Source organism: Nocardioides sp. cx-173, assembly GCF_021117365.1.
Taxonomy (GTDB): domain Bacteria; phylum Actinomycetota; class Actinomycetes; order Propionibacteriales; family Nocardioidaceae; genus Nocardioides.
Window position 1 is genome coordinate 481,170 of the sequence record NZ_CP088262.1, and the last position, 21,461, is coordinate 502,630.

Sequence of the window (21,461 nt, forward strand, 5' to 3'; positions counted from 1 at the left end):
CGTCGCTCGTGAGCGACCCCATTGACGTGACCCCCGAGGACTACCCCCGCAAGGTCCTCTTCGTGGCCGGCGCCGGCCGCAGCGGCACCAGCACGATGGCCGGGCTGATGTCGATCCTCGGTCTGCACGTGCCGCAGCCCGAGGTGGACGCCGACGAGACCAACCCCAAGGGCTTCGGCGAGCCGCGGTGGGTCGTCGACCACCACGACCGGCTGCTGAAGGCGGCGCTGGTGCAGGTGAGTGACGCCCGCCCGGAGGCCTGGTTCGAGACGGGGCGGATCTCGACCCGCGAGCCGGAGCGGATCAAGACCGCCCAATGGCTGGGCGAGCAGTTCGAGGTGAGCCGTGAGCTGGTCGTCAAGGACCCGCGGCTGAGCTGGTTCCTCTCGCTGTGGCGCGTCGCGGCCATCCGCAACGACGCGACGCCGGTCTTCGCGACCATGCTGCGCCCGCCGGCGGAGGTGGTCGGGAGCAAGCAGAAGTACTACGCCAACCGGCTGGGCTCCGCTCACCTCGCGGCGTCCTGGCTCAACATGCTGCTGCACACCGAGCGCGCCACCCGGGAGTCCGTGGCCGACGGCGGGCGGGTCTTCGTGCGCTACGCCGATCTGCTCGACGACTGGACGAAGACGACGATGTGGGTGGGGGAGCGGCTGCAGCTGCAGGGCGTCCTGCACGCCAACAGCGAGCAGATCCGCGACGGCCACCGCTTCGTCGACCCCTCGCTGCGTCGGATGGGCCAGAGCCTGGCCGACCTCAACCTGCCGCCCAAGCTGCACGAGCTGACCGAGGAGACCTGGACCGAGCTCAACAAGCTGGCCGAGCCCGACGGCGACACCGCCGACGTGCACGCCACGCTCGACCAGCTGCGCGAGGCCTACGTCGACCTGTACGCCGAGGCGGAGGCAATCTCGCGCTCCTCGGTGGTCGCCGCCGAGCAGGCGACCCGCGCCCAGCTCAAGCGGCCCCAGGTTCCGGGGCCGGAGGCCGCGGGCGAGCCGACCCGCGTCGCCGACCGGATCCCGCACGGCCTGCGCGCCGCCATCCCGCCGTCGGTGCGCCGCGGGCTGCGCAAGGCCGCCGGCCGCGCCCGATGAAGGCGACCGGCACCGGCCTGCAGAACCTCGAGGGCCACACGGAGTTCGACATCACCTGGCCCTGGACCCGCCCCGGTGGCCTGCGCGCCGGGAGCACCGCGGTGCTGCGCGTGAAGGACGAGGCGCCGTCGCTGCCGTTCGTGCTGCCGCCGCTGCTGCGCGCCATGGACCACGTGCTGGTGGTCGACAACGGCTCGACGGACGGCACGCCCGACGTCGTGCGCGAGACCGCGGACCGGTCCGGGCGCGCCGACAGGCTCACCTTGACGTCGTACCCCTTCACGGTCGCGCGCGCCGGCGCGGAGCACCTCGCGCAGCACGAGCGGTCGGTGCACTCCCTGGCCTACTTCTACAACTGGTGCTTCGCGCAGGTGCAGACCCGCTACTCGTGGAAGTGGGACGGCGACATGGTCCTCACCACCGAGGGCGAGACCTCCATCGCCGACCTGGCGTGGCAGGTCGGCGACGTGCAGTCGATCATCCGGGTGCCGCGCCACGGCCTCTACCTCGACGGCGACCGGCGCGGCTACCTCGACCTGGGGCTGCGCAACGCCGAGGAGTGGGGCTACCCGATGGGGCCCGACTTCGTGTTCACCAAGGCCTTCGAGTGGGAGGTCCGGACGACGCCCGAGCGGGTGCGCTCGATCGGCCTGCCGCACGGCCTGTGCGTGGAGCTGAAGTACCTCGACGGAGACGAGTTCGCCCACTGGACCGACCCGGCGTCGTTCGCCACCAGCTTCCGCAACAAGCGCAAGCGCCGCGAGTGGGCGGTCTTCAACGCCCTCCGCGAGGGCACCGTCCTGCCTGGCGTGCACGAGATCCACGCCCCCGACGGCGTCCACATCGTCGACCACGTCACCCGCGACTGGCTCCCCCGAGCCCCCCGCCCCCTCGACGTCGGCTCGGTCGTCACCTCCGACGACGCCGCCCGGCGCTGACCTCATCGGCCCCAAGATTCACCGGGCACCCGGTGAATCTCGCGCCTCCTGTACGAAACTTCGTCGGGGAGGCATGAGTTTCACCGGGCACCCGGTGAATCTCCCGCGGGCGCCCAACGCCACGCACCGTGTCGGCTAGGTCACGTCACTCCCCGTTCACAGACGGGAAACAACCGCGTACCTTCGGTGTTGCCTAGGTAGCAGACACCAGACGAGCACACGTCCGGTACCCACACCGGCCCGCGCGAGCGGGTGGTCGGAGGGACTGGAACGAAAGGTTCGAACATGACGCAGCACCTTCGGGTGGGTGTCGTCGGCGCGGGTCGCGTCGGCGCCGTACTCGCCTCCCGGCTCCGCTCCGCGGGTCACGAGATCGTGGCCGCCGCCGGCGAGTCCGACGCCTCGCACCAGCGCATCGCCGCACTCCTCCCGGGCGTGCCGACCGAGAAGCCCAGCAGCGTCGCCCGCGTGAGCGACCTGCTGCTGCTCACGGTCCCCGACGACATGCTGCCCAACGTCGTGTCCATGCTGAGCGCGAGCGGGGCCCTCCGCGAGGGTCAGTACGTCGTGCACACGTCGGGCCGCCACGGCCTCGAGGTGCTGGCGCCGGCCGCCGCCGTGGGCGCCCGCGTGGTCGCGATGCACCCGGCCATGACCTTCACCGGCACCGAGCTCGACCTCGACCGCCTGGACGGCTGCGTGTTCGGCCTGACCGCCGGGGCGGACGAGCGGGCCTTCGCGGAGTCGCTGGTCGCCGACCTCGGTGGACGCCCCATGTGGGTGCCCGAGGAGAGCCGCACGCTCTACCACGCCGCGCTGGCCCACGGCGCCAACCACCTGGTCACCCTCGTGACCGAGGCGATGGAGCTGCTCACCGCGGCCGGCGCCGACGACCCGGCCGCGACCCTGCGTCCGCTGCTCTCGGCCGCGCTCGACAACGCGCTCGCCCAGGGTGACGCTGCGTTGACCGGGCCGATCGTGCGCGGCGACGCCAACACCGTGGCAGCCCACCTCCAGGAGATCGCGCTCAAGGCGCCGCAGACGATGGCGTCGTACGTCGCCCTGGGCCGCGCCACGCTCGGCCGCGCCGTCACGGACGGGCGGCTGGTGCCGATCCGGGCGCTCAAGATCAACCAGCTCCTCGACGAGGCGCTGGCCGAGAGCGCAGCGCAGCCGGTCTACGTGCGCGACGCCCGCTGAGCGGCACGATGACCAGGCCCGTTCTCGCCTCCACGCGCCAGGAGCTCGCCGAGCTCCTGGCGCCGGCCCGCGCCCGCGGGGCCCGGGTCGGCTTCGTGCCCACGATGGGCGCGCTGCACGCCGGCCACGCCAGCCTCATGCGGGTCGCCCGCGACGCCGCGGACGGACCGGTGGTCGTCTCGATCTTCGTCAACCCGATGCAGTTCGGGGCCGACGAGGACCTCGACCGCTACCCCCGCACCCTGGACCAGGACCTCGAGGTCTGCGGCCGCGAGGGGGTCGACGTGGTGTTCGCGCCGTCGGTCGAGGAGGTCTACCCGGGCGGCGAGCCGACGGTCACCATCGACCCCGGTCCGCTCGCCGGCATCCTGGAGGGCCGCATCCGCCCGACCCACTTCCGCGGCGTGCTGATCGTGGTCGCCAAGCTGCTCGGCCTGGTGCGGCCCGACGTCGCGGTCTTCGGCCAGAAGGACTACCAGCAGCTCGCCCTCGTACGGCGCATGGTCGCCGACCTGTGCCTCGGCGTCGACGTGATCGGCGCCGAGACCGAGCGGGAGCCCGACGGGCTCGCGCTCTCCAGCCGCAACCGCTACCTCGACCCCGAGCAGCGCCAGGAGGCGGTCGTGCTGAGCCGGGCGCTGCTGGCCGCTCGTGCGGAGGCGCAGTACGGCGTCAAGGCCGCGCTGGACGCGGCCCGCGCCGAGCTGCGCACCGCCAAGGCGGTGGATCTCGACTACCTCGCGCTCACGACACCGGAGCTCGGCGACCTGCCCGACGAGGTGCCACCCGGCACCGAGGCCCGGATCCTGGTCGCCGCCCGACTGGGCGCCACCCGCCTCATCGACAACATGCCCCTGGTCATCGGGACCGTCGGCAGCCCCGCTACGCCTGAAGGGAGCAGCCGATGCTGCGCACCATGATGAAGAGCAAGATCCACCGCGCCACGGTGACCCAGGCCGACCTGCACTACGTCGGCTCGGTCACGGTCGACGAGGACCTGCTCGACGCCGCCGATCTGCTGTCCGGCGAGCTCGTCCACATCGTCGACATCACCAACGGCGCCCGCCTCGAGACCTACACGATCGCCGGCGAGCGGGGCAGCGGCGTCATCGGCATCAACGGCGCAGCGGCCCGGCTCGTGCACCCGGGCGACCTGGTGATCCTGATCGGCTACGGCCAGATGGACACCGCCGAGGCCAAGGAGCTCAAGCCGCACGTGGTCTTCGTCGACGCCGACAACCAGATCCTGGCCACGGGCTTCGACCCGGCCGAGACCTTCCAGGGTGCCGGGCTGGTCCGCGGGGACACCACGGTGACCGGCTAGATTCTGCGGATGCCTTCGGAGCGCTCGTTCGACCCGACCGTGAGCCGGGTCCCCGCGCGCCTGCGCGCGCCCGAGCCGGGCTGGACCACGCGGTCCGACGTCGTCGTGATCGGGTCCGGCATCGCTGGGCTCACCGCCGCGCTGCGGCTCAAGGACCACGTGGACAAGGTCCTGGTCGTCACCAAGGACGTGCTGGCCGCCGGCTCGACGCAGTGGGCGCAGGGCGGCATCGCCGCCGCGCTCGGGGAGGGCGACACCCCCGAGGAGCACGAGGTCGACACCCTCGTCGCGGGCGCCGGAGCCTGCGACGCGGACGCCGTACGGATCCTGGTCAACGAGGGCCCCGAGGCGGTCCGCGAGCTGATCGCGCTCGGCACGAACTTCGACCACGACGCCGACGGCCTGATCTCCCTCACCCGCGAGGGCGGCCACCACCGCGACCGGATCGCCCACGCCGGCGGGGACGCGACCGGCGCCGAGATCCAGCGGGCGCTGATCCAGGCCATCGCTGCCGCCCCCGAGATCGAGGTCGTCCAGCACGCGCTGGCCGTCGACCTGCTGCTCGCCGAGGACGGCGGAGTGGCCGGCGTGACGCTGCACGTGATGGGGGAGGGCCAGCGCGACGGCGTCGGCGCCGTGCACTGCCGGGCGGTCGTGCTCGCCAGCGGCGGGCTCGGCCAGGTCTTCAGCCAGACCACGAACCCCTCGGTCGCCACCGGCGACGGCATGGCGCTCGCGCTGCGGGCGGGTGCGGCGCTGCGGGACCTGGAGTTCGTGCAGTTCCACCCGACGGTGATGTATCTCGGCGCCGACTCCCACGGCCAGCAGCCCCTCATCTCCGAGGCGGTGCGGGGCGAGGGCGCGTTCCTCGTCGACTTCGAGGGCAACCGCCTGATGGAGGGCGTCCACCCGCTCGGGGACCTGGCGCCACGCGACGTCGTCGCCAAGGCGATCATGAAGCGGATGCTGGAGTCCGGCCGGCCGCACATGTGGCTCGACGCCACCCGGCTGGGCGAGGCATTCTGGGAGCGCCGCTTCCCCACCATCCTCGCCACCGCGCGCGCCCACGGCGTCGACCCGGTCACCGAGCTGATCCCCGTGGCCCCCGCCTGCCACTACGCCTCGGGCGGCGTGCGCACCGACCTGCACGGCCGCTCCGGCGTGCCCGGCCTCTACGCGACCGGCGAGGTCGCCTGCTCGGGCGTCCACGGCGCCAACCGGCTGGCCTCCAACTCGCTGCTCGAGGGGCTGGTGTTCTCGCGCCGGATCGCCACCGTGCTGCCCGGCGAGCTGCGCCCGTGGGCCGACCCCGTCGCCGACCAGCGGCCCGAGGGACTGGTGCCCGGCGGCGTACGCGCGGAGCTGCAGGAGGTCATGACCTCCAAGGTCGGCGTGCTCAGGACCGTCTCGGGGCTCTCCGACGCCACGGCGCTGCTGGACAAGCTCGCCGGGACCCCGGCCGAGGCCGTGGATCTGGAGTCGTGGGAGACCACCAACCTGCTCACCGTCAGCGCCGCCATGGCCGCGGCCGCGATGCTGCGCGAGGAGACCCGCGGGTCGCACTGGCGCGAGGACTTCCCCGAGCGCGACGACGCCCGGTGGGCGGGGCACTTCGACACGGTCTTCGTGGCGGGCTCCTCGGTCCCGACGTTCCGCTCCGCCCCACCCAGCGACGGAGGTCTCGCATGAGGTTCCACCGCCCGCCCCACGAGCTCGTGGAGGAGCTGATGGCGGCCGATCTCGGCCACCAGGAGCTGCTCGACCTCGTGCACCTAGGACTGCAGGAGGACCTCCCGGGGGACGCGGTCGACGTCACCTCGGAGTCCACCATCGGCCCCGACGCGCGTGCCGAGGCGGTCTTCGCCGCCCGCGAGGACGGCGTCGTGGCGGGGCTCGGGGTCGCGGCCCTGGTGTTCGCGGTCGTGATGGGCGACGACGTGGAGGTCACCGACCGGCTCCCCGACGGGACCCGGGTGAGTGCGGGCGACGTCGTGATGCGCGTGGCCGGCCCCACCCGGGGGCTGCTCACCGCCGAGCGCACGGCCCTCAACTTCGCCAGCCACCTCTCCGGCGTCGCGACCGCGACCGCGCACTGGGTGTCGGCGCTGGCGGGCACCCGGGCGCGGGTGCTCGACACCCGCAAGACGCTGCCGGGCTACCGGGCGCTGCAGAAGTACGCCGTGCGGTGCGGCGGCGGCGTCAACCACCGCTTCAGCCTGACCGACCGGGCGATGGTCAAGGACAACCACGTCATCGCCGCGGGCGGGGTCGTGCCGGCCTACCGGGCCGTGCAGGCGGCGTACCCGGGCCTGCGGGTGGAGGTGGAGGTGACCGACCTCGACCAGCTCCGCGAGCTGCTGGAGGTCGGCTGCACCGAGATCCTGCTCGACAACATGTCCACCGAGACGATGGCCGAGGCGGTCCGGATCACCGACGGCCGGGCCACGCTGGAGGCCTCGGGCGGCCTCACGCTGGAGCGGGCCCGCGAGGTGGCCGAGACCGGCGTCGACTTCATCTCGGTCGGCGCCTTGACCCACTCGGTGAAGGTCTTCGACCTGGGCATGGACCTCCAGGACCGATGAGCCTGCTCGCCGCCGACATCGGCAACGCCCACACCGTCCTCGGGCTCATCGCCGACGGCCGGGTGAGCGCCGACTGGCGGGTCTCCACCGACGAGCACCGCACCTCCGACGAGTGGGCGGTCATGCTGCGCGGGCTGCTCGGCGATGCAGTGGCCCGGGTCGACGGCATCGTGGTCTGCTCGACGGTGCCGGCCGTCCTGCACGAATGGCGCGACATGCTGCCGCGCCACTTCGGGGGCGTGCCGCATGTGGTGGTGGAGCCGGGGGTGCGCACCGGAGTCCCGGTGCTGATGGACAATCCGCGCGAAGTCGGGTCCGATCGGATAATCAATGCGCTGGCCGCGGCGACGGTTTATGGCGGACCGGCCATCGTGGTCGACTTCGGCGGGACCGCGACCACATTCGACGTGGTCAGCGCGCACGGGCAGTACGTCGGCGGCGCCATCGCGCCCGGCATCGAGATCTCGCTCGAGGCGCTCGGCCGCCGTGGCGCTCAGCTGCGCAAGGTGGAGTTGCAGCGCCCGCGCTCGGTCATCGCCAAGAACACGGTCGAGGCGCTGCAGTCGGGCATGGTCTTCGGCGTGGCCAGCCAGGTCGAGGGGATCGTCGAGCGCATGCGCGCCGAGCTCGGGGCCGACGCCGAGCGATTGCGCGTCGTGGCCACGGGATATCTCGCCCCGCTCGTGATTGAGGAATGTCGCTGCTTTACCGATCATTCGCCCTGGCTCACGCTGATGGGTCTCGAATTAGTGTTCCACAGGAATACCTGAGCGAGAAATTCCTATTTCCCGCTAGGTAATGTCAAGATGGAACGCCCGTATATCCCCCCACTGAAGAGGTCTGCAATGGCGCAGAAGGTCAACATCGTGCTCGTCGACGACATCGACGGCTCCGAGGCCACCGAGACCGTGGTGTTCGGACTCGACGGCACGTCGTACGAGATCGACCTGAACGACAAGAACGCCGCCGCTCTGCGTGATGCGCTGAGCCCCTACGTCGGCCACGCCCGCAAGTCGGGGAGTGCCGGCGCCCGCCGTGCCGCCAAGAAGTCCAGCGCCACCGGCCCCAGCGCCCGCGAGGTCCGCGACTGGGCCCGCTCCAACGGCTACACCGTCCCCGACCGCGGGCGCATCCCCGCCGACGTCCGCTCCGCCTTCGACGCCGCCAACTGAGGCCACCCCCGCGCCGGCGTACCGCGCCTGCACGGTGACCCGTCACAAACTTTGTGACGGGTCAGCGTCATTTGCGTGCAGTTGGTGACGGGTCGGCGGCCGCGCCTGTTCGCTGTGGGCGGACGCGGTTGGGCGCTCACCGGGAACGCGTAGGCTGTCCGCGGGGTTAGTTCTCTATGTTCCGCCTTCGTCCGACCCAGGACGAGGCGGCCCCGTTGATCTTCAGGAGCGATGCGCATGTTCGAGCGGTTTACTGACCGAGCCCGACGGGTGGTCGTGCTGGCCCAAGAAGAGGCCCGCATGCTCTCCCACAACTACATCGGGACCGAGCACATCCTGCTCGGCCTCATCCACGAGGGCGAAGGCGTCGCCGCGAAGGCGCTCGAGAGCCTCGACATCTCACTGGAGGCGGTGCGCGCCCAGGTCGAGGAGATCATCGGCCAGGGCCAGCAGGCGCCCAGTGGCCACATCCCCTTCACCCCGCGGGCCAAGAAGGTCCTCGAGCTGTCCCTGCGCGAGGCGCTGCAGCTCGGCCACTCCTACATCGGCACCGAGCACATCCTGCTCGGCCTGATCCGCGAGGGCGAGGGCGTCGCCGCCCAGGTGCTGCAGAAGCTGGGCGCCGACCTCAACCGGGTCCGCCAGCAGGTCATCCAGCTGCTCTCGGGCTTCCAGGGCAAGGAGTCGACCGCCTCGGCGGCCGCCCAGGGCAGCGGCGCGGACGCGCCCTCCTCGTCGCTGGTGCTCGACCAGTTCGGCCGCAACCTGACCCAGGACGCCCGCGAGGGCAAGCTGGACCCGGTCATCGGCCGCGAGCAGGAGATCGAGCGGGTCATGCAGATCCTCTCGCGCCGCACGAAGAACAACCCGGTCCTCATCGGCGAGCCCGGCGTCGGCAAGACCACGATCGTGGCCGGCCTGGCGCAGGACATCGTGCGCGGCAGCGTCCCCGAGACGCTCAAGGACAAGCAGATCTACACGCTGGACCTCGGCGCGCTCGTCGCCGGCTCCCGCTACCGCGGTGACTTCGAGGAGCGCCTGAAGAAGGTCCTCAAGGAGATCCGCACCCGCGGCGACATCGTGCTGTTCATCGACGAGATCCACACCCTCGTCGGCGCCGGTGCGGCCGAGGGCGCGATCGACGCGGCCAGCATCCTCAAGCCGATGCTGGCCCGCGGCGAGCTGCAGACCATCGGCGCGACCACGCTCGACGAGTACCGCAAGTACCTCGAGAAGGACGCCGCGCTCGAGCGCCGCTTCCAGCCGATCCAGGTCTCCGAGCCCTCCATCGCCCACACGATCGAGATGCTCAAGGGCCTGCGCGACCGCTACGAGGCGCACCACCGCGTGACGATCACCGACGAGGCGCTGGTCTCGGCGGCGACGCTGGCCGACCGCTACATCTCCGACCGCTTCCTTCCGGACAAGGCGATCGACCTCATCGACGAGGCCGGCTCCCGGCTGCGGATCCGTCGCATGACGGCCCCCGCCGACCTGCGCGAGTACGACGACAAGATCGCCGAGGTGCGCCAGCGCAAGGAGGGCGCCATCGACGGTCAGGACTTCGAGGCGGCCGCGCGGCTGCGCGACGAGGAGAAGCAGCTCATCCAGAAGAAGGCCGAGCGCGAGAAGCAGTGGCGCGCCGGCGACATGGACGAGGTCGCCGAGGTCGACGAGGAGCTGATCGCCGAGGTGCTGGCCGTCGCGACCGGGATCCCGATCGTCAAGCTCTCCGAGGAGGAGTCCACGCGCCTGCTCAAGATGGAGGACGAGCTCCACAAGCGGGTCATCGGCCAGGAGGAGGCCGTCCGGGCGCTGTCGCGGGCCATCCGCCGTACCCGCGCCGGACTGAAGGACCCCAAGCGCCCCGGTGGGTCGTTCATCTTCGCCGGTCCGTCCGGTGTCGGTAAGACGTGGCTGTCCAAGACGCTCGCGGAGTTCCTCTTCGGCGACGAGGACGCGCTGATCCAGCTCGACATGAGCGAGTTCAGCGAGAAGCACACCGTCTCGCGGCTGTTCGGCTCGCCTCCGGGCTATGTCGGCTACGAGGAGGGCGGGCAGCTCACCGAGAAGGTGCGCCGCAAGCCGTTCTCCGTCGTCCTCTTCGACGAGGTCGAGAAGGCGCACCCGGACATCTTCAACAGCCTGCTGCAGATCCTCGAGGAAGGTCGCCTGACCGACTCGCAGGGCCGGGTCGTCGACTTCAAGAACACCGTCATCATCATGACGACCAACCTCGGCACCCGCGACATCAACAAGTCCGTCAACCTGGGCTTCCAGCAGTCGGGTGACGCGGCGGGCTCCTACGAGCGGATGAAGGCCAAGGTCGCCGACGAGCTCAAGCAGCACTTCCGGCCCGAGTTCCTCAACCGTGTCGACGAGATCGTCGTCTTCCCGCCGCTGTCGCGTCCGCAGATCGTCTCCATGGTCGACAACATGGTCGCCGCCGTCGAGCTGCGGCTGCGCGACCGCGACATGAGCCTGGAGCTCACGCAGGCCGCCAAGGACCTGCTGGCCGAGCGGGGCTTCGACCCGGTGCTGGGCGCGCGTCCGCTGCGGCGCACGATCCAGCGCGAGATCGAGGACACCCTGGCCGAGAAGATGCTCTTCGGCGAGGTCGGCCCGGGCCAGATCGTCCTGGTCGACGTGGAGGGCGAGGGGGCGAGCGCGACCTTCACCTTCGAGGGTCAGAAGGTCGGGGCGCTGCCCGACCTGCCGCCGTTCGAGACCGCCGAGGTCGGCCTGGCCGAGGGGCCCGACGACTCCGAGGGCCCGATCGACGTGCCGCGCGAGAACGAGGCGTAGCCAGCAGCACGAACGGGAGCCCCACCGGTCCGCCGGTGGGGCTCCTGTTGCGTCCGGGCCCAGTGGCTAGGCTCCCGGCATGATCTTCACCGTCACCACGGTCAAGGACACCTTGGCCAACGTGCAGCGGTTCGTGGCGGGCAACCTCGCGGGCGGCGCCGACCACCTGTTCGTGTTCCTCGACGGCCCCGCCCCGGAGGTGCGGGCGTTCCTGGACTCGCACCAGCACGTCACCTGCGTCCGCACCGACAAGAGCTGGTGGCTGGGCGAGCGCCCGGCCGAGCTCAACGTCCGGCAGCGGATCAACGCCAACCTGGTGAAGGCGCTGCTCAGCACGCTCCCTGAGGCCGAGTGGCTCTTCCACGTCGACGGCGACGAGATCGTGCAGATCGACCGCGACGTCCTGGCCGCCGTGCCGGCCGACACGGAGGTGGTCAAGCTCGCTCCGCTGGAGGCGGTGAGCCGCAAGCACTGGGACCAGGACCCGACCTGGTTCAAGAAGATGCTGGGCAAGGACGACCTGACCCTCCTGCACGTGCTGGGGGCGATCAAGCGCCCGCACAACGGCGCGCTGTTCCACGGCCACCTCGAGGGCAAGAGCGGCCTGCGTCCCCGGCTGGACCGGTGGCTGACGCTGCACCACGTCGTCCTGGCCGACAAGAGCCGGGTCGAGCCGTACACCCACGACGCGCTGACGGTGCTGCACTACGAGTCGTTCAGCGGTGAGGACTTCGTGCGCAAGTGGACCTCGATGCTCGACGCCGGTCCCACGTTCGGCCTGCGGTCCGGGCGCGAGCCCACAGCGGTGGCGCTGCGCACGCTGGTGTCGCTGGGCCTCAGCGAGGAGCAGGCGGCGCCGTACCTGATGCGGATCTTCGAGCGCACCACCGAGGACGACTTCGACACCCTGCGCGACCTCGGACTGCTGGTGGAGGTCGACCCCCGCCAGGGCACCCACCGGCCGCAGGCGCTGGGCGACGACGCGCGCGAGCATCTCGACGGGCTGCTGGACCGGCTGCGGGAGGAGCCCAAGGGGATCTTCCACCCCTACCGCTCGCCCGGCGCCGACCGTGAGGCGCTCAAGCGCGCCCAGGGTGCGCCGAAGGGCGTGCGCGGCTTCCTGCGCCGGTCCTGACGCCGCCCGATCTCGAGGAGGCCGGTCAACGAGGCGGCCTGGGGACCGGGAGCGGGGTTAGGCTCGTTCATGATCTTCACGGTCAGCACGGTGAGGGACACCCTGGCCAACGTGCAGCGCTTCGTGGCCGGCAACCTCGCCGGTGGGGCGGACCACCTGGTCGTGTTCCTCGACGCGGCCGACCCTCCGGTGCGCGCCTTCCTGGAGGCCCACCCGCACGTCACCTGCGTCCGCACCGACAGGAGCTGGTGGCTCGGGGGACGCCCCGCCAAGCTCAACGGCCGGCAGCGGATCAACGCCAACGTGGTGCGGCTGGTGCTGAGCACCCTCCCGGAGGCCGAGTGGCTCTTCCACATCGACGGCGACGAGATCGTCCAGCTCGACCGCGAGGTCCTCGCGGCCGTGCCAGCCGACGTCGAGGCGGTCCGGCTCAGCCCGCTCGAGGCCGTCAGCCGCCAGCACTGGGAGGGCGAGCCGACCTGGTTCAAGCGCAAGCTCGGCAAGAACGAGCTCCTGATGCTGTGCACGCTGGGGGTCATCGCCCGCCCGCACAACCGCGCGTACTTCCACGGGCACATCAACGGCAAGTCCGGGATGCGCCCCCGCCTCGACCGGTGGCTCGCGCTGCACGACATCGTCGACGCCCACCAGAACCTGCTCGACTCCTATCGCCATGACGCGCTCAGGCTGCTGCACTACGAGTCGTTCAGCGGCGAGGAGTTCGTCCGCAAGTGGACCGCGATGCTCCAGGCCGGTCCCGACGCCGGTCTGCGCGCCGCGCGCCAGCCCACGGCACGAGCCCTGCGCGCCCTCGTGTCCAAGGGGCTCGCCGAGGAGCAGGCCGCGCCGTACCTGATGCGGATCTTCGAGCGCACCACCGAGGACGACTTCGAGACCCTGCGCGGGCTCGGGCTGCTGGTGCACCTCGACCCCCGCCTCGGCACGCACCGTCCCGCCCCGCTCCCCGACGGAGGGCGGGAGCACATCGATGCGCTGTTGGCCCGTCTGAGCCAGGAGCCCAAGGTGCTCTTCCACCCCTCCGACAAGGGCGAGGACCGCCGCGCGCTGGAGCGGGCCACCCAAGGGCTGCCCGTCCGGCGTGACGGCGGTCAGGGCAGCGCGTAGCCGTCGGCTCCGGCCCGGACCGCCAGTCGGTCCTCGACCAGGCCGGCCAGACAGCGTGCGCGCTGCGCCTCGTCGGCCCAGACGGCGTCCAGGCGGCTCTGGTGCACGGGGCCGTCGCTGTCGCGAAGCACCGCCAGCAGCCGGCCGCGGCACTGGCGGTCGGTCCCGGCCCAGGTCTGCGCCCGGCGCACCGGACCGTCGTACGCCGGCCGGCCGGCCGCGCGCCAGGCGCAGTGGTCGGCGACCGGGCAGGCGTCGCAACGCGGAGCGGCGGCCGTGCAGACCAGGGCGCCCAGCTCCATCAGCGCGATCGACCAGGTGGCGGCGGTCGGCTCGTCCTCGGGCAGGATCTCGGCGGCCGTCGCGCGCTCGGCGCGCGTGACCGACGGCCCCGGGAGCTCGACCCCGCCGACCGCGCGCGCGAGCACCCGGCGGACGTTCGTGTCGAGCACGACGTGGCGGCGTCCGTAGGCGAAGGTGGCGATCGCGGCGGCCGTGTAGTCCCCGATCCCCGGCAGGGCGATCAGGTCGTCGTAGGAGTCGGGTACGACACCGCCGTGCCGCTCCACGATCATGACCGCCGCGGCGTGCAGCCGCAGCGCCCGGCGCGGGTAGCCCAGCCGGCCCCAGGCCCGCACCGCCTCGCCCGTCGGCTCGGCGGCGAGCGCGGCCGGCGTCGGCCATCGCTCCAGCCACTGCTCGTGGACGGGGAGCACCCGGGCGACCGGGGTCTGCTGGAGCATGAGCTCGGAGACCATCACCGACCACGGCGTCGCCGCCGCGCCGCGCCACGGCAGGTCGCGGGCGTGCTCGTCGTACCACTGCAGGAGTGGGGCGTGGAGGTCCATCGCATCCATTGTCCCCACGGTGTGGCACCACGTCCGAAGGCGGTCTGGTGACTAGCGTTCAGTCATGCCCCCGCCCTTGACTCGTGGTCCGCTCCCGGCCTCGGTCTACTGGCGCCGCCGTCTCGTCCTGCTCGGCCTCGTGACCGTGCTCGTCGTCTCGCTGGCCCGCCTTCTCGGCGGATCGAGCGACGGCTCGTCGCACGACGGGGGAGCCGCCGAGCAGGCCGCGGCCGCGCCGACCTCGTCCGACGCCAGCCTGAGCCCGTCGTCCAGTCCGTCGTCGACGGCGACGCGCAAGCCGCGCCGTACCCCCACCCAGCCGACCACCAGCGCTGCCCCGACGCTCGCGGAGCCCGACGGCCCGTGTGCCGCCGACGACCTCGAGGTCACGCCGAGCGTGGTCGACGCCGTGGTCGGGCGCGACGTGGTCGTGCTGCTCGACCTCCGCACCCTGGTCGACGAGGCGTGCACCTGGCGGGTCTCCTCCAGCAGCCTGACCCTGCGCATCCGCTCCGGCTCCGACAAGATCTGGTCCTCCGCGCAGTGCCCGCGGGTGCTGCCCGTCACGGACCTGGTCGTGCGTCGCGACGTCGGCACCACCGTCCCCGTGATCTGGGACGACGCCCGCCGCTCCGACAAGGAGTGCTCGCGCCAGGCCGACTGGGCGATGCCGGGCTTCTACCAGGTGGCGGCGGCTGCGCTCGGCGGTGAGCCGACCGAGGTGCAGTTCGAGCTGACCCGACCCGTGCCCGAGGTCATCACCCCGTCCGCCGCCCCCAGCGGCCGGCCCGGCGGTGGTGGCCAGGGTGGTGGTGGCGAGGGCAGTGGTGGCCAGGGCGGCGGCAAGCCGAACCAGCCGGACGACGACGCGAAGCCCTCGGGAAAGCCGTCCGGGGCGGTCGAGCCGAACGGGTCCGGGATCAGCTGAGCGCCCGACGCGGTCGGTCCGGGATCGCGGTCGCCTCGATCTCGTCCCCGTCCCACGGGGTGGGCGAAACTCGCGCTTTCCGCATGAAGCTTCGTCGGGGAGGCGTGAGTTTCACCGGGTGCCCGGTGAAACTCATCCGCTAGACGTAGCACTTGAGGATCGTCGACTCGACGAGAGTGACGATGCGCGCTGATGCCCGAGACCAGCTCCCCCGTCACACGGGGCGGGCGAAACTCGCGCATCCCGCATGAAGCTTCGTCGGGGAGGCGTGAGTTTCACCGGGTGCCCGGTGAAACTCATCCGCTAGACGTAGCGCTCGAGGATCGTCGACTCGGCGAGGCGGGAGAGGCCCTCGCGGACGCTGCGGGCGCGCAGCTCGCCCACGCCCTCGACGGCCTGGAGATCGTCGATGCCGGCCGAGAGGAGCTTCTGCAGGGTGCCGAAGTGCTCGACGAGGCGGTCGACGACCGACGGGGGCAGCCGGGGCACCTTGGCGAGGAGCCGGTAGCCGCGGGGGGCGACCGCGCCGTCGAGGTGCTCGCTGTTGCCCAGGCCGAGGACCTTCGCCGCGGCGGCCGGGTCGACCAGGTCGGTGGCCGAGAGCGCCTCGAGCCGGTTGAGCAGCTCCTCGGGGGTCTTGCTGCGTCGGCCGGTCGAGACGTAGTCGCGGATCACCAGCTCTCGCTCGGTGTCGACGCCGGTGACGAGCTCCTCGAGCTGCAGCGACAGCAGCCGGCCGTCGGTGCCCAGCTCGAGCACGTAGTCCTCGATCTCGCGCGCGATGCGCGTGACCATCTCCAGACGCTGGGCGACCACCGCGACGTCGCGGACGGTGACCAGGTCCTCGATCTCGAGCGCCGAGAGGGTGCTGGAGACCTCGTCCAGTCGGAGCTTGTAGCGCTCGAGGGTGGCCAGCGCCTGGTTGGCGCGCGACAGGATCTGTCCGGACCCCTCCAGGACGTGGCGGGTCTCGCCGACGTATGCCGCGATGATCTGCATCGACTGTGACACCGAGATCACCGGGAAGCCGGTCTGGCGCGCCACCCGGTCGGCGGTGCGGTGGCGGGTGCCGGTCTCCTCCGAGGGGATCGAGTGGTCGGGCATGAGGTGCACGGCGGCACGCACGATGCGGCTGACCTCGCCGTCGACGATGATCGCGCCGTCCATCTTGGCCAGCTCGCGCAGGCCCGTGGCGGTGAACGGGACGTCGAGGGTGAACCCGCCCGTGGCAATCGACTCCACCGTGCGGTCGTGGCCCATGACGATCAGCGCACCGGTGCGTCCGCGCAGGATCCGCTCGAGGCCGTCGCGCATGGCGGTGCCGGGGGCGATGGAGGCCAGGGTCTCGCGCAGACGCAGGACCTCGTCGCTTCGGTCGGGCACAGCTCTCCTTGGTGGTCGAGCCTCGTCGAGACCCGGTCGTACGGTCCTGCAGCCGGCCCGCGCAGGGAGTTTAACCGTCGTCGGCGCTGCGCAGCCTCCGGTTTGACGGACGGGAGAGCCCGAGCAGCCGTAGGGCAGAGCCTACGTCGGGCGCGTCGACCACCCGCATCCCGTCGACCATGCGGTCCTGCGAGACCGGCCGCACCCCGCCGGGGCTCTCCGGGCCGGTGGGGACCACCGCCATCCGGAAGCCCAGCCGGGCCGCCTCGGCGATGCGCTGCGGCAGGTCGCGCACCCGGCGCAGCTCGCCGGCCAGGCCGATCTCGCCCATGGCGACGACCCCCGCGGGCGGGGCCGTGCCGAACGTCGCTGAGGCCAGTGCCAGCGCGACCGCCAGGTCGCTGGCCGGCTCGCTCAGCCGGGCGCCGCCGACGGTCGAGGCGAACACGTCGTGGGCGTGCAGGCGGATCCCGCAGTGCTGCTGGAGGACCGCCAGCACCATCGCGATGCGCGAGCCGTCGAGTCCGGAGGTCGTGCGGCGGGGGCGCTCGAGCGCCGAGGGGGTGACCAGCGCCTGGACCTCGGCGAGCATGGGGCGCCGACCCTCCATCGTGACGGCGACGCAGGTGCCGGCGACCCGGCCGTGGTGGTTCTCGATGAAGAGCCCGGTGGGGTCCGTGACGGCGGTGATGCCGTCGGCGCCGAGGTCGAAGCAGCCCACCTCGTCGACGGGGCCGAAGCGGTTCTTCACGGCGCGCAGCATCCGGAAGCGGGAGTTGCGGTCGCCCTCGAACTGCAGGACGACGTCGACGAGGTGCTCCAGGACGCGGGGGCCCGCGATCGAGCCGTCCTTGGTCACGTGACCGACCAGGACGACGGTCACGTTGCGGGTCTTGGCGACCCGGATCAGCGCGGCGGCGACCTCGCGGACCTGCGTGACCCCGCCGGGGACCCCCTCGATGCCCGGCGCCCCGATGGTCTGCACCGAGTCGACCACGAGCAGCGCCGGGCGAACCTGCTCGATGTGGGTGAGGATCGCGCCCAGGTCGGTCTCGGCGGCGAGGTAGAGCTCGTCGTGGACGCCGCCGGTGCGGTCGGCGCGCATGCGCACCTGGGAGGCGGACTCCTCGCCGGTGACGTAGAGCGTGCGGCGACGGTGGCGCGCGGTCTGGGCCGCGACCTCCAGCAGCAGCGTGCTCTTGCCGACGCCGGGCTCTCCGGCGAGCAGGATCGCGGCGCCGGGGACCAGCCCGCCGCCCAGGACCCGGTCGAGCTCGGGGACCCCACTGCCGCGAAAGGAGGACTCCTCGACCGACACGTCGCCGATGGGGACCGCGGCCTGGGTGACCGCCGTCGCCGTCGTCCGGCCCTGGGGCACCGCGGCCGTCTCGGCGACCGAGCCCCAGGCCTGGCACTCCCCGCACCGGCCGACCCACTTGGTGGTCTCCCAGCCGCACTCGGTGCAGCGGAACGCGGGGCGAGGGGACTTGGCCATGGACCGAACGCTAGGCCCTGGCGCCGACACCGGTCACGGGGCCGCCCACGACCGCCCCAAGGAATGAGGTGCTGGGGCGCCGTACGCCGATATGCTCGTCGTTGGAACGATCAAGACCAGAGGTCGGAGGCGAGATGGGCCGGATCCCCGGGCGGGTGCCCGCGGCGCCGCCGACCCTCGCCGACGTCGCCGAGCTGGCGGGCGTCTCGCGTCAGACGGTCTCCAACGCGGTCAACAACCCCGACCTGCTGCGCGCCGACACCCTGGTGCGGGTGCAGGACGCGATCGAGGAGCTCGGCTACTCACCCAACCGGGCCGCCCGCAACCTGCGCACCCGCGCCTCGCACCTGGTGGGGCTGCGGATGACGCCGGGCCAGGAGTTCACGGCCAACGCCGCCATCGACCGGTTCGTCCACTCGCTGGTCGAGACGGCGGGCGAGGCCGGCTACCACGTGCTGCTGTTCGCGGGCGACGGCAACGACCCGCTGCGCGGCTACGACGACCTGCTGCGCTCGACCGCGGTCGACGCGTTCGTGGTGACCGACACCTACCTCGGCAACCCCCAGGCGGCGTGGCTGCGCGAGCGCCGGGCGCCGTTCGTCGCCTTCGGGCGGCCCTGGGACGACCCCGACGCCACGCACCCGTGGGTGGACGTCGACGGCGCCGCGGGCGCCGAGCTGGCGACGCGGCACCTGCTGGACCGGGGACACACCAAGATCGCGTGGATCGGCTGGCGCAAGGACTCCTTCATCGGCGAGGACCGCCGGGCCGGCTGGAGCCGGGCGCTCAAGGACCGCGGCCTCTCCACCACCGCGATGGCCTCCCGGGTCGAGGACACCGTCAACAGCGGGCGCGAGGCCAGCGCGGTGCTCCTCGACGAGGCGCACCCCTCGGCGTTCGTCTGCGCCTCCGACACCCTGGCGATGGGGGTCCTGCACACCCTGGCCGACCGCGGCCTGCGCGCGGGCGAGGACGTCGCCGTCGTCGGCTTCGACGACTCCCAGGTGGCCCAGGTCGTGCGCCCGGGCCTGACCTCGGTCCGCCAGCCCCTCGAGGACGTGGCGATCCGCGTCGTCGCCGCGTTGGAGGGCCTGCTCGCCCACCCGCCCCGCGTCGGGCCCGGCATCCTGCTCACGCCGACGCTCGCCGTACGCGGGTCCAGCTAGCCGCGGGCGGACTCAGAAGCGCTTGGACCAGACGTTGACGGCGTAGTCGACCTCGGTGCCCTCGTGGTGGCGCAGGATGTCGGCGGCCACGTCGGGCGGGAACTCGATGCGCACGACCGCCTCCAGGTCGGCGCGGGAGCCGAACGACCAGCCCATGTCGACCGGCGTGCGGGTCCAGCCGCGGGTCGCCCAGAAGCGCTCGATCTCGTGGGGCGGCGGGAGGTGCGGGTAGCCGCGGCGGAACCACGCCCCGAACGTGGAGCGGGACCCGTCGTTGTCGATGACCAGCGCGATGCCGCCGCGACGTACGACGCGGACCAGCTCGGCGAGGCCGGGCTCGCAGCCTGGGCCGAAGAAGTAGGCCCACCGCGCGTGGACGATGTCGACCGACGCATCCGGCAGCGGTACCGCCTGTGCCGTGCCCTGGATGACGGTGACGTTGTCCAGGGAGCGGGTACGCCGGCGGGCCAGGGCCAGCAGGTCGGGGTGCGGCTCGACGCCGATCACGCGTCCCACCGGCCCGACGTCAGCGGCGAAGCCGGGAAGGTGGAAGCCGGTGCCGCAGCCGAGGTCCAGGACGGTGGCGCCCTCGAAGGTCGCCAGCGCGTGCAGGGTGGCGGCCAGGCGGCCGTGCGGGTCGACGCCGCGGTTCTCGACCTCGTAGGTCGCGGGGCTCTCCCAGATGTTGGGACTCGCGACCGTGCCCCGAGGAGTGCCCCGAGGAGTGCCCCGAGGAGTGCCCCCAGGAGCGCCGGTCAGAGACGGACCAGCCCGCGGGGGGTCTGCAGCTGGACGGCGAGGATGCCGGGCGTGCCGTGCGGCGCCACCCACTCGACCTTGATGTCCTCGAGCGGCGCCTCGACCGTCTGGCCGAGCCACTCGCTGACGCGCTGCGGGTCCCCGGCGATCTCCAGGCAGGCAAGGGAGAAGCTGCCGTCGGCGCCCGTTGACGGGTGCAGCTCGGCGGGCGACTCCCACTGCACGAAGAACGGCAGCTGCGGGTCAGAGATCAGGCCGTTGACGCCGATCTGGCGCCACCGAAGCTCGGTGCCGTCGGGGCGGTGCCGGTTGCCGACGACGGCCGAGCGGCCGAGACGCTTCTCGACCGGCGCGATGTCGTCGACGGCCACGACCCAGCCGAGCCAGCCGCCGCCGAGGGCGGAGCGGGCCCGAACGGCCTGGCCGAACGGAGCCTTGTCGGAGGCCGGGTGGTCCAGGGCCTCGACGATCTCGAGGTAGGTGTGGTCCGCGAGGGCGAGCGTCATGTTGCGGGTGCCGAAGCGGGGGTGGATGCCGCCGTCGACGAAGTCATGACCCAGCAGCCCGCCGAGGCGCTGGGCGGTGCCGACGAGTCCGTCCGGTCCTGCGGCGAAGGAGAGGTGGTCCAGGCGCATGCAGGCATTCTGCGTTACCAGATCCAGCGGCTCGTTGAGGGGGTCGAGGTGTCTTGATGTCAAGACTTCATCCCACCCGGCGGGCGATCAGTGCGGGTCGGCCGGATGCAGCGCCAGGGCGGAGCGCGAGCGCACGTGGGCGTCGCAGTGCCGCACCAGCTCGTCGTACGCCGCCTTGCCCATGAGCTCGGTCAGCTCGGGCTCGTGCGTGAGGTAGACCGGCTCGACGGCGACGTGCGCCTCGGTGTTGCCCGAGCAGTACCAGTCCAGGTCGTGTCCGCCCGGCCCCCAGCCGACGCGGTCGTACTCGGTGATCGTGACCTCGGTGTAGGTGCTGCCGTCCTGGCGCTCGACGTTGCGGAACCGGCGACGGATCGGCAGCTGCCAGCAGACGTCCGGCTTGGTCTCCAGCGGGTTGCGGCCCTGCTGCAGCGCCAGGCCGTGCAGGGCGCACCCGGCGCCACCCTGGCCGGTGGGCGGAGCGAAGTCGGTGCGGTTGTGGAACACGCAGGCCTGCTGGCCGTCCACCTCGATCGTGCGGGTCTTGCGCTCGCCGTCGTCGTCGGTCTCGACCCAGTCCTTGGTGCGGACCGGCCGGCCGGGGTGGAACTGCCACTGGGTCTCGTCGAGCTGCTCGACGAACGCCTTGACCCGCACCTCGTCGTCGGTGTCGGCGAAGTGGGCGCCGAGCGTGCAGCAGCCGGTGTCGGGAGCGTCGGCGTAGATGCCCTGGCAGCCCTGTCCGAAGATGCAGGTGTAGGCCGACGTCAGCCAGGTGAGGTCGCAGCGCATCACCTCGGTCTCGTCCGCGGGGTTGACGAACTCCACGAAGGCGCGGGGGAAGACCAGGTCCACTTCGGGCATGACGC

Annotated in this window: 20 protein-coding genes; 14 read left to right on the forward strand and 6 right to left on the reverse strand. The window is 72.2% G+C overall.

Features of this window, described 5'->3' with window-relative positions:
* Window positions 1-8 precede the first annotated feature (8 nt).
* From LQ940_RS02215 to LQ940_RS02270, 12 genes are all read left to right on the forward strand, one after another.
* Complete coding sequence (locus LQ940_RS02215; RefSeq protein ID WP_231240806.1) at window positions 9-1,097, forward strand: sulfotransferase family protein; 1,089 nt, start codon at window positions 9-11, stop codon at window positions 1,095-1,097.
* Window positions 1,094-2,035, forward strand: coding sequence for a glycosyltransferase family 2 protein (locus LQ940_RS02220; protein ID WP_231240805.1), 942 nt, complete (start codon window positions 1,094-1,096; stop codon window positions 2,033-2,035). The genes LQ940_RS02215 and LQ940_RS02220 overlap by 4 nt, the downstream gene beginning before the upstream one ends.
* A 285-nt stretch (window positions 2,036-2,320) precedes the next feature.
* Window positions 2,321-3,235: a Rossmann-like and DUF2520 domain-containing protein gene (locus tag LQ940_RS02225; RefSeq protein WP_231240804.1), complete on the forward strand. Its 915-nt coding sequence runs from the start codon at window positions 2,321-2,323 to the stop codon at window positions 3,233-3,235.
* Window positions 3,236-3,243: 8 nt separating this feature from the next.
* The gene (gene panC / locus LQ940_RS02230) at window positions 3,244-4,155 is read left to right on the forward strand and encodes a pantoate--beta-alanine ligase (RefSeq protein ID WP_231240803.1); all 912 of its coding nucleotides are present in this window, start codon (window positions 3,244-3,246) and stop codon (window positions 4,153-4,155) included.
* A complete protein-coding gene (gene panD / locus LQ940_RS02235; protein ID WP_231240802.1) occupies window positions 4,140-4,559 on the forward strand; it encodes an aspartate 1-decarboxylase in 420 nt (139 codons plus the stop codon). Before panC ends, panD begins: the two co-directional genes overlap by 16 nt.
* 9 nt (window positions 4,560-4,568) lie before the next feature.
* Complete coding sequence (locus LQ940_RS02240; RefSeq protein WP_231240801.1) at window positions 4,569-6,248, forward strand: L-aspartate oxidase; 1,680 nt, start codon at window positions 4,569-4,571, stop codon at window positions 6,246-6,248.
* The gene (nadC, locus tag LQ940_RS02245) at window positions 6,245-7,141 is read left to right on the forward strand and encodes a carboxylating nicotinate-nucleotide diphosphorylase (protein WP_231240800.1); all 897 of its coding nucleotides are present in this window, start codon (window positions 6,245-6,247) and stop codon (window positions 7,139-7,141) included. The genes LQ940_RS02240 and nadC overlap by 4 nt, the downstream gene beginning before the upstream one ends.
* Window positions 7,138-7,911 carry a type III pantothenate kinase gene (locus LQ940_RS02250; RefSeq protein WP_231240799.1) on the forward strand — a complete coding sequence of 258 codons (774 nt, stop codon included), beginning with the start codon at window positions 7,138-7,140 and terminating at the stop codon, window positions 7,909-7,911. The genes nadC and LQ940_RS02250 overlap by 4 nt, the downstream gene beginning before the upstream one ends.
* Window positions 7,912-7,986: 75 nt before the next feature.
* Window positions 7,987-8,313 carry a histone-like nucleoid-structuring protein Lsr2 gene (locus LQ940_RS02255; protein WP_231240798.1) on the forward strand — a complete coding sequence of 109 codons (327 nt, stop codon included), beginning with the start codon at window positions 7,987-7,989 and terminating at the stop codon, window positions 8,311-8,313.
* Window positions 8,314-8,550: 237 nt separating this feature from the next.
* Window positions 8,551-11,118 (forward strand): ATP-dependent Clp protease ATP-binding subunit, encoded by a 2,568-nt coding sequence (locus LQ940_RS02260; protein WP_231240797.1) that lies wholly within the window; start codon window positions 8,551-8,553, stop codon window positions 11,116-11,118.
* A 79-nt stretch (window positions 11,119-11,197) separates the two neighbouring features.
* Entirely contained in the window at window positions 11,198-12,253 is a 1,056-nt protein-coding gene (locus LQ940_RS02265; RefSeq protein ID WP_231240796.1) for a glycosyltransferase family 2 protein, read from the forward strand.
* Window positions 12,254-12,322: 69 nt separating this feature from the next.
* Window positions 12,323-13,378, forward strand: a complete 1,056-nt coding sequence (locus tag LQ940_RS02270) for a glycosyltransferase family 2 protein (protein ID WP_231240795.1) — start codon at window positions 12,323-12,325, stop codon at window positions 13,376-13,378.
* Here the strand turns inward: LQ940_RS02270 and LQ940_RS02275 are convergent.
* Complete coding sequence (locus LQ940_RS02275) at window positions 13,363-14,235, reverse strand: A/G-specific adenine glycosylase (protein ID WP_374229422.1); 873 nt, start codon at window positions 14,233-14,235, stop codon at window positions 13,363-13,365. The genes LQ940_RS02270 and LQ940_RS02275 overlap by 16 nt on opposite strands.
* Before the next feature lie 55 nt (window positions 14,236-14,290).
* Here LQ940_RS02275 and LQ940_RS02280 point away from each other — a divergent pair, with 55 nt between their 5' ends.
* On the forward strand, window positions 14,291-15,154 hold the full coding sequence (locus LQ940_RS02280) for a hypothetical protein (protein WP_231240793.1): 864 nt from the start codon (window positions 14,291-14,293) through the stop codon (window positions 15,152-15,154).
* A gap of 303 nt (window positions 15,155-15,457) precedes the next feature.
* On the opposite strand, the gene disA is transcribed toward LQ940_RS02280, so the two are convergent.
* Both disA and radA read right to left on the reverse strand, forming a co-directional pair.
* Window positions 15,458-16,537, reverse strand: coding sequence for a DNA integrity scanning diadenylate cyclase DisA (gene disA / locus LQ940_RS02285; protein ID WP_231240792.1), 1,080 nt, complete (start codon window positions 16,535-16,537; stop codon window positions 15,458-15,460).
* Between the two features lie 70 nt (window positions 16,538-16,607).
* Window positions 16,608-18,032, reverse strand: a complete 1,425-nt coding sequence (gene radA, locus LQ940_RS02290; protein WP_231240791.1) for a DNA repair protein RadA — start codon at window positions 18,030-18,032, stop codon at window positions 16,608-16,610.
* A gap of 134 nt (window positions 18,033-18,166) precedes the next feature.
* On the opposite strand from radA, the gene LQ940_RS02295 reads away from it, so the two are divergent.
* Window positions 18,167-19,198, forward strand: coding sequence for a LacI family DNA-binding transcriptional regulator (locus LQ940_RS02295; RefSeq protein WP_231240790.1), 1,032 nt, complete (start codon window positions 18,167-18,169; stop codon window positions 19,196-19,198).
* Between the two features lie 12 nt (window positions 19,199-19,210).
* Here the strand turns inward: LQ940_RS02295 and LQ940_RS02300 are convergent, their stop codons facing one another.
* The 3 genes from LQ940_RS02300 to LQ940_RS02310 form a co-directional block, all read right to left on the reverse strand.
* A complete protein-coding gene (locus LQ940_RS02300; RefSeq protein WP_231240789.1) occupies window positions 19,211-20,029 on the reverse strand; it encodes a class I SAM-dependent methyltransferase in 819 nt (272 codons plus the stop codon).
* Window positions 19,954-20,592 carry a VOC family protein gene (locus LQ940_RS02305; RefSeq protein ID WP_231240788.1) on the reverse strand — a complete coding sequence of 213 codons (639 nt, stop codon included), beginning with the start codon at window positions 20,590-20,592 and terminating at the stop codon, window positions 19,954-19,956. The genes LQ940_RS02300 and LQ940_RS02305 overlap by 76 nt, the downstream gene beginning before the upstream one ends.
* A gap of 87 nt (window positions 20,593-20,679) precedes the next feature.
* Entirely contained in the window at window positions 20,680-21,456 is a 777-nt protein-coding gene (locus LQ940_RS02310; protein ID WP_231240787.1) for a hypothetical protein, read from the reverse strand.
* Window positions 21,457-21,461: the final 5 nt, after the last annotated feature.